The sequence below is a fragment of the Phytohabitans aurantiacus genome, from assembly GCF_027923225.1.
GTDB classification, from domain to species: Bacteria; Actinomycetota; Actinomycetes; order Mycobacteriales; family Micromonosporaceae; genus Phytohabitans; species Phytohabitans aurantiacus.
In genome coordinates, this window is the sequence record NZ_BSDI01000022.1 from 37,120 (window position 1) to 50,949 (window position 13,830).

A 13,830-nucleotide genomic window follows, 5' to 3' on the forward strand; every position below is an offset into this window, starting at 1 on the left:
AGAAGTCATTCTATTCGATGCCATCGGGTTCGGTGCGTCGCTGCTCCACCTCGTGGGCCAACGCGAGCCACGCCCTGCCACACTCCCGGGCCAGCCGGCCGACCAGGGGCGCGCAGTGCGGCGGGACGCCGTCGAGGGTCTCGCGCCACCCGGTGACGGTCAGCGGCGCGGAACCCAGCCAGCGCAGCAGCGCGCGGCCCGCGTCGGTGTAGCGCAGCGACGGGTCGCGCCGCAGACCGTCCAGAATGGACGCGGTGTCCAGCCGATCGGTGACCGGCTCGTCCCGGTGGCGCGTCACGGGATCCCTGCCCGCCCTGAGCCTGGCGCGCACGTCGCGCACGGTACCCACCGACACGCCCGCCTCCCGCGCTATCTCCCGCAGCGACGACGTGGGCCGCTCGGCCAGTACCCGGGAGGCGACCCGCCGGCTCTGCGCCGGATCGAGCGGGCGGACCTTGCCGTCCCGGCCCATCCGCGCCACCGCGGTCGTACCGTCCGTCCGCGCCCGGATCGCCGCGACGGTCTTGCCCGCCAGCCCCACGGTGGCGGCGACCGCGCGATCGGAGAGCGCCGGATTCGACCGGAGGATTCTCGTGGCCGCCTCCTGCTTGTCCCGGAGGGTCAACGGCAAGCCGTGCCGGACGTTGGACCGGACCGCGAGGTGGAACGCCTCCGTCACGGTGCCGTGGAAGAACGTGGCCTCGATCTCTTGACGCCCGCACAGCTCGGCCGCCCGTAACCGGTGCGCGCCGTCGATGACCCGCATCGTGACGCAGTGCACGAGGATCGGCGGAAGCGCCCCGTCGACCTCGGCCAGCGCCCGCGCGTGATGCTCGTTCACCCCATCGAGTCGCGGCGAGTCCGATCCACCGAGGTCCTGGATCCGGACCCGGACGACCGTCTCGCCCCATTCGCAGTGCGGTTTCCCGCTTCGGTGTTCCACCGCACCATCGTGGTGTCGGGCCTTCATCGATGCTGCACGCGTCCGTTCATCGGCGCGTCCCGATGAACATTCCGATGCGAAACCGATGAATGGCACCACCGAGGCTCTTCCCATGACACTCAACGCAAGCCGGCGCGCCATCCGCCGGATCCTGACCGTGGTCGCTCTGGCCACCGCCTGCGTCGTGGGAATGACCGGCCCCGCGCAGGCGCTGCCGTTGCCGGTCGACCTGTTCGACAACAACCCGGCGTCGAGGTGGACGGTCTGGAGCACGGGGAACGGCACCGGCTCGTTCGGCAACAGCCAGGCGCGCCTGGACCACTCCCTCAGCACCGGCTGGACCGAGATCAGCCGTGACGTCAGCCTCGGCGCCCCGGACAGCGACATCGGGTGTGCCTTCGAGATCCAGTTGCGCGGCACCTCCTCCAGCGCCGTGTCGACCGTCAACCTCGAGGTGATCAATCCGAACAACTGGCAGTACCTCTCGCTGAAGCAGGTGCAGGTCAGCGGTCAGCAGTGGCAGTCGTTCCTGATGCTGGGGTGGGTCCATCGGGTGAACCCCGTCAAGTTCCGGGTGTCGCTGCTCGCCGCGGGAGGCCAGGCCCGGACTGTCCACATCGACACGATGACCGGAATGTGCGGATTCATCGAAGACTAACCACGCGTGATCAGGGCGTCCCTCAAGTCGTTAGAGCTACTTGAGGGACGCCCTGATCACGGCCCTTGCGGGGGACGCGCGCGGGTCAGGCGGCGGCGATCAGCTCTTGGGCGGTCTGGGCGGCACGCTCCACGGGGATCGCGAAGCCGATGCCGATGGAGCCGTTGCCCTCCAGCGTGGCGATGGCGGTGTTGACGCCGACGACCTGGCCGCGCGAGTTGACCAGCGGCCCGCCGGAGTTGCCGGGGTTGATGGACGCGTCGGTCTGCACCGCCGTCTGCCGCGTCGAGCCGCCGAGCCGCACCTCGCGGTTGACCGCGCTGACGATACCGGCGGTGACGCTGCCGGACAGCCCGAGCGGCGAGCCGACGGCCAGTACCTGCTCGCCGACCCGCAGGTCCGTGGTGCGACCGAGGGTCAGCGGGCGCAGCCCGGCGGGGTCGGCGACCTTGATGACGGCGATGTCGGCGCGGGCGTCGCGGCCCACCAGGCGGGCGGGGTGCGACTTGCCGTCCTGGCCCACGATCCGGATGGTGCCACCGCGGGTGACGACGTGGCTGTTGGTGATGATGTGCCCCTGGTCGTCGAGGACGAACCCGGAGCCTGAGGAGCCCTCGTCGTCCGTGGTCACCTCGATGGACACCACGCCGGGCAGGACCTGCTCGGCGGCGCTGACCAGTACGTCGGGAAGGGCGCCGTCGGCTCCCACGGTGCGTGGCTGCCCGCCCGGAAACCCGGTGCCGTTGGCGGCGTACCAGCCGGCGGCGCCCCCGAACCCGGCCGCGACCACGGCGATCATCAGGCCAGCGAGGACCAGCCGCGGACCCCGGCTCCGCTTCGGGCTCTGGGCCGGCCCGGGGTCGTCCCAGAGCGAGCCGGGAGGCAGGTCGGCACGGTGCCGCGGATACCCGCGCGTGCCCGCGCCGAGGCCCTGGCCCTGGTCGGTGCCGAAGCCCTGGTCGGTGCCGAAGCCCTGGTCGGAGTAGCCCTGGTCCGCGTACCCCTGGGTCGGGTAGCCCCGGTCGGAGTAGCCGCGCGCGGCGTACCGCTGGTCGGTGTACTCCTGGTCGTCGGGGTACTCCTTGGCGGCATAGGCCTGGTATTGCGGGTACCGCGGATCGGGCTCGTCCAACCCCAGCACGCTGGTCATGACCCCAGGTACGGATCAATCGACCGTTCCGGTTCACACGTCCTTTTCACATAGAGCTACCGCGACGCTCGTCGCGGTCCCGACCGTCGCTCCCGCGGCCTCACCCCGCGCGTCCCCACGACCCACAGGGGGTTGACCGTGCGTCGCGGAGAGCAAGGCCGCGGGAGCAACGGCATGGACCGCGACGTACGCCGCGGCAGCCCGAACCTCTGGTCCAGGCCATGCGTTCCCGCACCCGATCGCGACAACGCTCGGAGCGCTTGGCCCGACAGCGTCGATCAAGGGCAACCGCGTCGTGGCGGGCGTGCCGCCGCGCCCTGCGCGGTGCGCGCCCTGCGCGGTGCGCGCCCTGCGCGGTGCGCGCCCTGCGCGGTGCGCGCCGATCAAGGGCATTCGCATGGATCTAGGGCGAACGCACGCGGTTTTGAGATCGAACCACGTGCGTTCGTCCTTGATCGGCGTTCGGGGCGTGGCGACACGCCGTGCTGGGCTGGCCTGGGGGCGGACGCGGCGCGGAAAGAGATCCAACCGCGTGCGTTTGCCCTTGATCGGCGTGCTTGGCGTGGCGACGCGCTGTTATGGGCGGGATGGCGGCGGCGGGCGGTATGCGAGGGCGCGGTTAGTGGTTTGGGGACCAGGCGTCTTCGCCGCTTAGGTACGCGGTGACGGTGTGGGCGCGGGCTTCGGTGTCGGTCAGCTGGGGGCGGTCGGCGTTCGGGGCGGCGCCGGGGCCGATGTTGCGGTATTCGGCGTATCTCGCGTCGCGCCACGGCCAGGTGCCGAAGTCGGTCCATGGGGTGGCCGTGTTGATGTGCGCGCCGAGAACTGACTGCCGGATCAGGGTCTGGGCGATCGCGTTCGGGTCGTTGCTCGGGTGCCAGGGACGGCCCAGGTATACCGTGCCGGCCGCCGCGTCGCCGGTGAAGACGCACCGGGTGAACAGCAGCCCGTACGGGTTGTCGATGCTGGTACTGGCCGCCGTCACGTAGCCGTTGTTGGTGGTCGAACCGCGGTCGAGGGAGTGCACGCGGCACCTGTCGAAGACCGCGGTCGCGCGGCCGAAGATGAAGTCGACGTCGCCCTCGACATAGCAGTTCCGCAGGTACACCCGCGACCGCGTGGCTGCGTTGGGGCTGTTCAGGTACAGCGTGTCCTGGTTGCCGAGGAACCGCACGTGCTCGAAGACCAGCCGGTCGGCGCGGGTGAGCACCGCGACCGCCTGGCGGGCGGTGATCTCCGGGTGCGCGCTCTCGTCGAAGTCGTTGGCGAAGGTCAGGTTGCGGGCGCTGAAGTCGGCGCCGTCGATGGTGACGGAGGCGCTGCCCGAGGTGCCCCAGGTGCCGCCGCCGGGTTTGGGCGTACCGCTCGCCCGGTCGTCAACGATGACCACCCGGCTCGGGTCACGGCCCAGACCGAGCAACGCCACGTGTGGCCGGTCGGCCGGGACGATCACCTGACCTCGGTAGACGCCGGGCTTGATCTTGATGACGAACGGCGTCGCGTTGCCCGCCGGAACGGCGTCGACGGCCGCCTGGATGGTGGTGAAGTTCGCACTGCCGTCGGCGGCGACAGTGACGCAGGCGCCGCGTGGACCGGCCGCCGCGGGCGCGCCGGACAGTACGGTGACCGTCAGTACCGCCGCGACCAGCGCGGATCGTGTGCCCATGCGTGACCTCCGATGTCGGAAAGCGCTTTCCGGCATAACATAGATGCTCATGGCTGGATGCGTCAACGCCACTGAAACGCGAGTGAAAACCGCAGGTCACTCGCGATATGGGCTGCCCGTTTGGGGCTGGTGTGGCCGGAGGGGAAAGAGTTGGCCCAGATTTATGGACAGGGCGCGTCCAATAAACTAGCTTCCCCAGAGACGCCCTGACCGTCCGCTGGTGGAACGGTTCGGCACGGTGTTTCACGAAGCCCGGCGGCGCTGCCCTTGGCCCCGCTCGGGAAAACAATGCGAGGTGTTGTGTGGTGGGGAGACACGCACGGCTCGACGCCGCGACCGTGGTCGCGGCGCGCGACGGCGACCAACGGTCGCTCGAGGAGCTCGTCGCCGAGCACCTGCCGTTGGTCTACAACATCGTGGGTCGGGCGCTCAACGGCCACTCCGACGTCGACGACGTCGTACAGGAGACGATGCTGCGGGTAGTGCGCAAGGTGCACAGCCTGCGTGACTCGTCGCGGTTCCGGTCCTGGCTGGTGGCGATCGCCATGCAGCAGGTCAGGGCGCGTGCCCGGGCGCGCAAGGAGGCGCTCGCCCGCGGGCTCGACGACGAGGCGCACAACGTGCCGGACCCCGGTGCGGACTTCGTCGACCTGACCATCACGCAGCTCGGCCTCGCCGGGCAGCGCAAGGAGGTCGCCGAGGCGACCCGCTGGCTGGACGAGGACGACCGGCGCCTGCTGTCGCTGTGGTGGCTGGAGGCCGCCGGCGAGATCGGCCGCGACGAGCTCGCCGCCGCGCTGAACATCACCTCGGCGCACGCCGCCGTGCGGGTACAGCGGATGAAGAACCAGCTGCACGCCGCGCGGGCGGTGGTGCGGGCGCTGTGGTCCGACCGGCACTGCACCGGCCTGATCGACCTGCTCGAAGGCTGGGACGCCAAGCCCAGCCCGCTGTGGCGCAAGCGCCTCGTCCGGCACAGCAAGGGCTGCCCCGAGTGCGGGCGCCACTGGTCCGACCTGGTCCCCGCCGAGCGGCTGCTCGCCGGAGTCGGCCTGCTCCCGGTGGGCGCCGAGCTGGCCAGCCGGCTCGCCTCCGGCGACAGCGTGGTCGCGCGGGTGCTCGCCGACCCGGCCAGCGGCACCACGGTCGACCCGGGACTGATGGACAGGCTGCGCGAGCAGGTCGCCACCCGTCCCGGGGTGCGCCTCAGCATGTACGCCGGTGCCGTGATCCTCGCGATCGGCGCCGTGTACGTGATCGCGCCGGACCGGCCGGCCCCATCGGTACCCGGTGACGACATCGTGGCGGCGGCGCCGGCGGCGACCGACGAGCCCGAACCGACCCCGTCGCGCAGTGCGGCGGAGCCGCGTGGCGCGCGGGCCGAACGCGCGGCGCCGGCGGACTCCGACGCCGGGCAGCAGGCACCGAAGCCCGGCTACGGCAGCAACGTGGACGTGCCGGACGCCCCGCCGCCGGCGACCCGCAAGCCCGGCGGGCTGCCGCGCCGGCCCGAGGGCGGCACCATCCGGCCGGCGGGCGGCAACTACGTCAACCCGTACCGGTTCGAGTGCGCGGTGCTGCAAAATCGCGGCCAGAACGTCGTGCTCAAGGGCCGTGGCTACTTCAAGGTCTGGTGGACCATCGGGTACTACAACAGTGGCGGCGGCGAGATCGTGATGCCCACCTGGACGGGGCTGAAGGGCAAGCTGTTCCACACCGCGTCCGGCGGTGGGCACCGGATGGACGACGGCATGCCCGGCACGTACTACCCGGGCAACACCTGGATGGGCAAGCCGGGCCAGCAGGCGACGCTGCCCAGGGGCGCCCAGCAGATGTGGCAGGCCGAGTTCTACTACCTCGACGGCGAGGTGACCCTCAACCAGACCGAGGGCGCGGCCGACTACGACCTGATGGTGATGGCGAAGACCTGGCAGCAGGTCAACGACGACCTCAACCAGAGCCCGAACGCCCGCAACGGGGTGGTCCGGTACGGCAAGGTGCGCGACAACGGCGGTGACACGACGCCGGTGCCGCAGTACCTCACCCGTGGCACGCCGCCCGATCCCCGCACCGTGGCGCAGCGGTCCGACGTGTGAGTCAGCTCGGGCGGGACCGCAGTCCGTGAAGCACCATGTCGACGAGGGCGTCGACGTACTCCTCGGTGCGCGCGGACAGGTCTTCGCCCGGCAGGGGCGGTGCCATCGACACCTGCACGGTGGCGACCCCGAAGATCGTGCCCAGGACCAGGGCGGGGGAGGTATCGGCCGGCAGCTCGCCGGACTCGGCGGCCGCCTCGACGATCTGCCGGACGATCGAGATGCTGCCGAACAGGTAGAAGTCGCGCAGCTCGGCGAACAGGTCCGGGTAGGTGCGGGCGTCCAGCCACAGGCGCATGATCGCCAGGCCCGCCCAGCTCCAGTACATCTGGAACACCGACCGAGCCATCCACCGCAGGTCTTCGCGCAGGTCACCGGTGTGGCGCAGGCCCTGGAAGGGCTCCAGGCGGTCGCGCATCGCGGCCAGCAGCAGCTCGCGCTTGTCGCGCCAGCGCAGGTACACGGACGCCTTGCCGACGCCGGAGCGGCGGGCGACCTCGTCGAGGGTGAACCCGGCCCATCCCTTCTCGGCGAACACCAGGACGGTCACGCCGTAGACGCGCGCCTCCATCTCGGGGTCTCGCGGGCGGCCGCGCTGCCGCCGCGAGACGCCCCCGGTTTCAACCACCGCGCGAGCGTACCGGGCGGGCGGATGCGCGCTGCTACCGGCACGGGTACCGAGTGGCGAGCCGCGTATCGGTTGGCCTGGGGAATCCGGTAGAACTACGGGAGCGCTGGACCCGCCGCCGAATACAGATGGTGATGGTCTTGGTCGGTCGGTGAACCGTTCAGGATCGATGACCGTAAACAATATGACGGTTGCACTCTGTTTCGCAAAAGCGACGGACCGTAGCATCTCAGCCTGAATAGGCTCAGTCTGCTCCAAAAGACGTTCTAACCTTCCAATTTGCCCTCGCCCTCCCTACGTTCTTTCCTTGCGACGTGAAAGGAGAGGTCGGCGTGAAAGGAGGGGTCGGCATGATGCGGGGCGCGGAGTGGGGCTGAGTCACCGATGAGACTGTCGATCTCACTGTGTGCTGCGGTAACCTGACCGAATGTCGATCGGTCGATGGAAACCCTCCACAGTGGAGAGCTTGGGTCGGCATGAGCAAGGGTGAGACCGGGCAGCTACGGCTGTTGACCGGTCTCGTCCTGCTTTCGGCCGCCGGTTGCCTGGCCTGGGCGACCGTCCACTTGGAGGCGCCGGCCGCCACCGACGCGCCGATCCTGCTGATCACCACCGTGCTGGTGGCCGTCGGCGTGGCCTGTTCGGCACCGGTGCGCATCCGCACCCAGTTCCGCATGAACGCGGTCTCCACGGCGATGCTGGTCGCCGCCGTGACACTGCCGCCGGCATGGGCCATCGCCTGCGCCACGGCCGGCATCGCGGTCGGCCGCCCGCTCGCCCGGCACGGCGGCTTCTCCGTATACAAGGCGCTGCACAACGGCGGCAAGGAGGTCCTCGCCACGGCCGCCGCCGCGTACGCGGTGGCCCTCGCGGGCGTGCACCCGGCACTCGGCGGCCTCGCCGGCCATTCCTGGACGGCGTACGCGCTGGCCCTGGTCGCCGGCGCGATCGCCATCGCCGCCGTCGAGGAGATCGTGATCACCACGACCGTCGCGGTGGCCACCCGGCGGCCGTGGGGGCAGGTGTTCCGCACCGACCTCGACATCAGGGTCGCGATCAACGTCGGCTGCCTGCTGCTCGCCGCCGCCGCGACCGCCCTCGCCACCGCCAGCCCGTGGCTGCTGCTGGCGATCCCCCTCGCCCAGCTCTCGCTGTTCCTGCTCTACACCCACCGCCTGCACCTGCGGGCCGAGCGGCAGACCTGGGAGCGCCTCGCGGCCGCCACCGACGCGCTGAGCACCGTCGACCTCACCGGCGCGCTGCACACCGCGGCCAAGGGTGCGGTGGCGCTGTTCGGTGCCGGGCACGCCGAGGTCGAGCTGTGGGACACCGACCCGCCGCGGCTGGTGCGCGCCGACCACACCGGCGTCCGATACGACGGCCCGGGCGCGGACGCGCCGCACACCGCGCCGGCGTCCGCCGAGCGCGTCCTCGGCGGGCGCGAGGGCACTCCCATCGGCACGCTGCGCCTGGCGTTGCCGGCGCCGGCCCGGCTCACCGCCCGCGAAGAGAGCACCCTGCGCGCGTACGCCGCCTCGCTCACCACCGCGATCCACAACGCCCGCGCGTACGCCCAGATCCGCGAGCTGGCCGACCGGCACCACCGCGACGCCCGCCTCGATCCGCTGACCGGCCTGCCCAACCGCCGGCACCTGCTCGACCTGCTCGACGATCCCGATCGCGCGCCCACCTGCGGCAAGGCCGCCCTCGCCCTCGTCGACCTCAACCGGTTCAAGGAGGTCAACGACACCCTCGGCCACGCCATCGGCGACCAGCTGCTCATCGAGGTGGCCAGCCGGTTGGGCGCGGCGGCAGCGGCGGCCAACGCGACCGTGGCCCGGCTCGGCGGCGACGAGTTCGCGATCGTCCTGCACGGCCTGCCGGCGCCCGCCACCGCCGTGCACCGCGCCCGGCGCATCCTCGACTGCCTGCGCCAGCCCGTCGGCCTCGCCGGCATGCAGGTCACCGTCCAGGCCAGCGCCGGTGTCGCGCTCACCGACGACGGCACCAGCGCCGGCGAGCTGCTGCGCCGCGCCGACGTCGCCATGTACCAGGCCAAGCGCGGCGGCGTGCCGATCGTGGAGTACCAGCACGGGCGCGACACCGCCGACCACCGCCAGCTCTCCCTGGGCGGCGAGCTGGTCCGGGCCCTGGGCGCGGGCGAGTTCGTGGTGCACTTCCAGCCGATCGTCGACCTGGGCAGCGGCGAGGCCATCGGCGCCGAGGCACTGACCCGGTGGGAGCACCCGCGCCACGGCGTCCTGCAGCCCGACCAGTGGCTGGCCGTCGTCGAGCGCTCCGACCAGCTGGCCACGTTCGCCGGCGAGGTGATGCGGCAGGCGCTGTCGGGGCTGCGGCTGTGGCACGCGGCCGGATACGAGCTGTCGGTCGCCGTCAACGTCTCGCCGCACAGCCTGCTCGACCCCCGCTTCGCCGGCGCGGTGCTCGACGCGCTGCGCGCGCACCGCGCCGACCCGGGCGCCCTCGTGCTCGAACTGGCCGAGACCACCTCGCTCAGCCACCTGCAGGCGGTCGGCGCGGGCGGCGGTGCGCTCGCCACGCTGCGCGCGGCCGGCGTGCGGTTCGCCCTCGACGACTTCGGCACCGGGTACTCGTCACTGTCCCGCCTCGGCGAGGTGCCGGTGCACGAGCTCAAGGTCGACCGGTCGTTCGTCGGCATGATGGGCACCTCCGCCCAGGCGGCCGCCGCCGTGCGCTCCACGGTCGAGCTGGCACGCACGCTGGGGCTCGACGTGACCGCCGAGGGCGTCGAGTCGGTCGAGCAGCGGCGGGCACTGTGGGAGCTGGGCTGCACCTCCGGCCAGGGGTACCTGTTCGGCAAGCCGATGCCGGCCGACGACCTGCTCGACGCGTTGCGGGCCGGCTCCGGCGCCCTGGCCCCGCCCGTGCACCGCGGCGCGACCGTGATCGCGCTCCGCAACCGCCCTACCGCCTGACAGGGTGTATCACGGCAGGTCAAGCCGCGCTCCATGCCTTTATAGAACAGGCGGCACCGTAGGAGCTTTGATATGACCACCACCTATCCCGTCGCGCGCGGAGCGTTCTGGCAACACGTGATCCTGACGCGGGCGGCCCTGGCCAGAGACGACCTGAAGGCGGCTTGCGAGCGCAGCCTGATCGACCCGGAGGCCGCCCAGCGGATCGAGGAGCGGCTGAGTACGGCGGAAGAGGCGGCGACCCCGCACAGCTGGCGCCTGCGGTCGTGGGTGACCGGCAGCGCCGTCAACCGCGCCTACACCAACCTGCACGCCGGCCAGGTGATGCTGGCCCGGTACGCGCAGGACGACGCGCTCGACGTGCGGCTGCTGTCGGCGATGACCCGGATGCGCGCCACGCTGCCGGCGAACGCGGTGCGGCGCCAGGCGCTCGAAGAGCAGTACCGGAACGCGATGGCGACCGGTGCCGAGGCGGCGCACGAGCAGGGCAGGGTGCGGCGCTGGATCCTCGAAAAGGCGATGGAGTGGAGCTTCGCGGCCACCGACGCCCAGTACGCGCGGCTGCGCAGTTTCCGTAACACGCTGGTGGCGGTGTCGGTCGCGGTGTTCGCGATCGTGGCCGGGCTGGCGGTCATGGGGTTCGGCTGGCCCGAGTCGATGCGGCTGTGCTTCGACGGTGCCGCGGGCAGGCAGGTCTGCCCGACCGGCGCGGTGGCGACCGGGCGCGACGCGCTGATCATCGCGGTGCTCGGCGCGACCGGCGGGTCGATGGCGGCCGTGCTCGCCGTACGGCGGATGCAGGGCACCTCGACGCCGTACGGTGTGCCGCTGGCCCTGGCGATGCTGAAGCTGCCGTTCGGTGCCCTGTCGGCGCTGGTGGGGCTGATGCTCATCCACGGGCAGTTCGTGCCGGGCCTGACCGATCTCGACACCTCCGGCCAGATCCTCGCCTACGCCGTGATCCTCGGCGTGGCCCAGCAGGCGCTGACCGCGATGATCGACCGTCGCGGCCAGGAACTGCTGGACCGGATCCCCTCCAAGCGCGGGCAGGAGGTCGCCGACGCGAAGGAGGAATCGCTGTCGCCGGCGGCCGCGAAGATCAGTTGATTCGCTCCAGCCGGCGGTCACCATCGCTTCAGCGCGGCTCGACCGGCCGGTGGAAGGCTGGCCGCCGGGTTCAGCCGTGCTGAAGTGAGGATGGTGCCGTGGCGCGTCGTTTGTTCACGTCCGAGTCGGTCACGGAGGGCCACCCGGACAAGATCGCTGACCAGATCAGTGACGGGATCCTGGACGCCCTGCTCGCCCAGGACCGGCGTAGCCGGGTCGCGGTCGAGACGCTGATCACGACCGGTCAGGTGCACGTGGCCGGCGAGGTCACCACCGAGGCGTACGTGGATATCCCGGCCATCGTGCGGGAGACCGTTCTGGGCATCGGATACGACTCGTCGAACAAGGGTTTCGACGGCGCGTCGTGCGGTGTGAGCGTCTCGATCGGTTCGCAGTCGCCGGACATCGCGCAGGGGGTGGACAACGCCTTCGAGTCGCGCTCCGGCGCTTCCGGGTCGGCGCTCGACGCGCAGGGTGCGGGAGATCAGGGGATGATGTTCGGTTTCGCGTGTTCGGAGACGCCGGAGCTGATGCCGTTCCCGATCGCGCTCGCGCATCGGCTGGCCCGCCGGCTGTCGGCGGCGCGCAAGGACGGCACGATCCCGTACCTGCGGCCGGACGGCAAGACGCAGGTGACGGTGGAGTACGACGGGTTGCGTCCGGTGCGCCTGGACACGGTGGTGGTGTCCAGCCAGCACGCGGCGGGCATTTCGCTGGAGTCGTTGCTCACCCCGGATGTGCGCGAGCATGTGATCGCTCCCGAGTTGGAGGGGCTGGACCTGGAGACCTCCGGGTACCGGTTGCTGGTCAATCCGACCGGCCGGTTCGAGATCGGTGGGCCGATGGGTGACGCGGGTCTGACCGGCCGGAAGATCATCGTGGACACGTACGGCGGGTACGCCCGGCACGGTGGTGGTGCGTTCTCGGGCAAGGATCCGTCCAAGGTGGACCGGTCGGCGGCGTACGCGATGCGGTGGGTGGCCAAGAACGTGGTGGCCGCGGGCCTGGCGGAGCGGGTGGAGACGCAGGTGGCGTACGCGATCGGCAAGGCACAGCCGGTGAGCCTGTTCGTGGAGACGTTCGGCACCCACAGCGTGCCGGTGGACCGGATCGAGCAGGCGATCGGCGAGGTCTTCGACCTGCGCCCGGCCGCGATCATCCGGGATCTGGACCTGCTGCGTCCGATCTACCGGCAGACCGCGGCGTACGGCCACTTCGGCCGCGAACTGCCGGATCTGACCTGGGAGAACACCGACCGCGCCGACGCACTCAAGGCCGCGGTCACCGCCTGAGCCCGGTCAGCGGAAGTTGAACTCCTCGTAGTGGATCGACGCGGACGGCACGCCGATCCGCCGGAAGCGGCGGGCGAGCGTCGCGGTCATCTTGGACGGCCCGCACATGTACACGTCGGCGCCGGACAGGCCGCCGCTCGCCGCCGCGATCTTCTCGGCGGTCAGTGACCCGCCGCGCGATGAATACACGATGTGGGCGCGCAGATTGGGGTGCCGGCGCGCGACGTCCTCGATCTCTTCGAGGAAGACCGCGTCGGCCGGATGGCGCACCGTGTAGAAGAAGTCGACCCGATGCCGCAGCGGGTCCTCGTGGTCCAGGTCGCGAATCCAGCTCAGAAACGGCGTCACGCCGATGCCGCCGGCCACCCAGATCTGTCGTGGCCCGCCCCGCTTGTAGTCGAACATGCCGTAGCAGCCCACCAGCGTCGCGCGCGTCCCCTCGGCCAGGCTCTCGTACAGTTGCCGGGTGAAGTCGCCACTCGCCTTGATGGTCAGCCGCAGGACCTCCTCCTTCGGCGAGCTGCTGATCGTGAACGGGTGCGACCGGCGGAGCGCCCCGCGCGACTTGAACCGCACGAACAGGAACTGCCCGGCCGTGAACGCCATCCGCTTCTTCTTGCGCGGCCGCAGTCCCACCTCGACGGTGGTGCCGTTGAGCCGGCGCACGCTCTGCACCACGTACCGGCGGGTGCGGCGGAAGAACCGGGCCAGAAGCAGCGTGTAGAGGTACGACAGGATGCCGATCGCGTAGGCGGCGATGAGCACCGCGAGCGGCACCACGGTGGTGGTGACCAGCGCGTCGACCAGGAGCGAGTGGGCGAGGGCGACGATGAAGAACACCCCGATGAAACGGTGCGAGCTACGCCACCGGTCGTACGTGAGGGCGAACCGCCGGGCCACCGGTATCCGCGGCGCCACGGTGAGGAGCACCAGTACGAAGATGCCCACGCCGGCGATCATCCCGGCGGGCGTACCCGGCTTGACGGCGGCGGTATTGAGCGGCACCAGTGCGAAGTGGACGGCGATCAGCAGGAAGCCGGCCAGCCCCGCCCGCTTGTGCGCGCGGTACATCTTGTCCAGCCCGCCGAAGTGCGGCTCCAGCCAACGCGCCCGCGTGGCCAGCAGCAGCGAGGTGGCGAAGAGCAGCACCATGGTCGAGCCGACGAACTCCCCGGTAACCTGCCGGGCGAAGTTGGTCCGGGTGCCGTCGTCGTCGGGTAGGAAGACGAGCCACAGCACCAGATTGACGGCCGGAACGGCGATGATCACCCGGTTGCCCACGGTGAGCCAGCCTATCGAGAGACCGCTGTCGCGCGGGTCAACGCCAGACCGG

General features: G+C 71.1%; 10 protein-coding genes. 5 read left to right on the plus strand and 5 right to left on the minus strand.

All coding sequences use genetic code 11. The features are described from left to right. Positions 1–10 precede the first annotated feature (10 nt). Positions 11–943, minus strand: a complete 933-nt coding sequence (locus tag QMG73_RS22865; RefSeq protein WP_281898840.1) for a ParB/RepB/Spo0J family partition protein — start codon at positions 941–943, stop codon at positions 11–13. Between the two features lie 112 nt (positions 944–1,055). On the opposite strand from QMG73_RS22865, the gene QMG73_RS22870 reads away from it, so the two are divergent. Beyond that, positions 1,056–1,601, plus strand: coding sequence for a hypothetical protein (locus QMG73_RS22870; RefSeq protein WP_281898842.1), 546 nt, complete (start codon positions 1,056–1,058; stop codon positions 1,599–1,601). An 85-nt stretch (positions 1,602–1,686) separates the two neighbouring features. Here QMG73_RS22870 and QMG73_RS22875 read toward each other — a convergent pair whose 3' ends face one another. Beyond that, the gene (locus QMG73_RS22875) at positions 1,687–2,751 is read right to left on the minus strand and encodes a S1C family serine protease (RefSeq protein WP_281898843.1); all 1,065 of its coding nucleotides are present in this window, start codon (positions 2,749–2,751) and stop codon (positions 1,687–1,689) included. A gap of 619 nt (positions 2,752–3,370) precedes the next feature. After that, a complete protein-coding gene (locus QMG73_RS22880) occupies positions 3,371–4,417 on the minus strand; it encodes a pectinesterase family protein (RefSeq protein ID WP_281898844.1) in 1,047 nt (348 codons plus the stop codon). 305 nt (positions 4,418–4,722) lie between these two features. On the opposite strand from QMG73_RS22880, the gene QMG73_RS22885 reads away from it, so the two are divergent. Then, on the plus strand, positions 4,723–6,513 hold the full coding sequence (locus tag QMG73_RS22885; protein WP_281898845.1) for a sigma-70 family RNA polymerase sigma factor: 1,791 nt from the start codon (positions 4,723–4,725) through the stop codon (positions 6,511–6,513). 1 nt (position 6,514) lies between these two features. Here QMG73_RS22885 and QMG73_RS22890 read toward each other — a convergent pair whose 3' ends face one another. After that, complete coding sequence (locus QMG73_RS22890) at positions 6,515–7,141, minus strand: TetR/AcrR family transcriptional regulator (RefSeq protein ID WP_281898847.1); 627 nt, start codon at positions 7,139–7,141, stop codon at positions 6,515–6,517. A 476-nt stretch (positions 7,142–7,617) separates the two neighbouring features. Between QMG73_RS22890 and QMG73_RS22895 the strand changes: the two genes are divergently transcribed. The 3 genes from QMG73_RS22895 (at position 7,618) to metK (ending at position 12,497) form a co-directional block, all read left to right on the plus strand. Beyond that, entirely contained in the window at positions 7,618–10,098 is a 2,481-nt protein-coding gene (locus QMG73_RS22895; RefSeq protein ID WP_281898849.1) for a putative bifunctional diguanylate cyclase/phosphodiesterase, read from the plus strand. Between the two features lie 72 nt (positions 10,099–10,170). Then, complete coding sequence (locus tag QMG73_RS22900; RefSeq protein WP_281898851.1) at positions 10,171–11,205, plus strand: hypothetical protein; 1,035 nt, start codon at positions 10,171–10,173, stop codon at positions 11,203–11,205. 98 nt (positions 11,206–11,303) lie between these two features. Next, positions 11,304–12,497 carry a methionine adenosyltransferase gene (gene metK / locus QMG73_RS22905; protein WP_281898852.1) on the plus strand — a complete coding sequence of 398 codons (1,194 nt, stop codon included), beginning with the start codon at positions 11,304–11,306 and terminating at the stop codon, positions 12,495–12,497. 6 nt (positions 12,498–12,503) lie between these two features. On the opposite strand, the gene QMG73_RS22910 is transcribed toward metK, so the two are convergent. Continuing rightward, on the minus strand, positions 12,504–13,778 hold the full coding sequence (locus tag QMG73_RS22910) for a ferredoxin reductase family protein (RefSeq protein WP_281898853.1): 1,275 nt from the start codon (positions 13,776–13,778) through the stop codon (positions 12,504–12,506). Positions 13,779–13,830 lie beyond the last annotated feature (52 nt).

Excerpts from the sequence above, each read along its gene's own strand:
- QMG73_RS22875 (WP_281898843.1), bottom strand. The coding sequence starts at position 2,751 with ATGACCAGCGTGCTGGGGTTGGACGAGCCCGATCCGCGGTACCCGCAA.
- QMG73_RS22900 (WP_281898851.1), top strand. The coding sequence starts at position 10,171 with ATGACCACCACCTATCCCGTCGCGCGCGGAGCGTTCTGGCAACACGTG.
- QMG73_RS22895 (WP_281898849.1), top strand. The coding sequence starts at position 7,618 with ATGAGCAAGGGTGAGACCGGGCAGCTACGGCTGTTGACCGGTCTCGTC.
- QMG73_RS22870 (WP_281898842.1), top strand. The coding sequence starts at position 1,056 with ATGACACTCAACGCAAGCCGGCGCGCCATCCGCCGGATCCTGACCGTG.
- QMG73_RS22880 (WP_281898844.1), bottom strand. The coding sequence starts at position 4,417 with ATGGGCACACGATCCGCGCTGGTCGCGGCGGTACTGACGGTCACCGTA.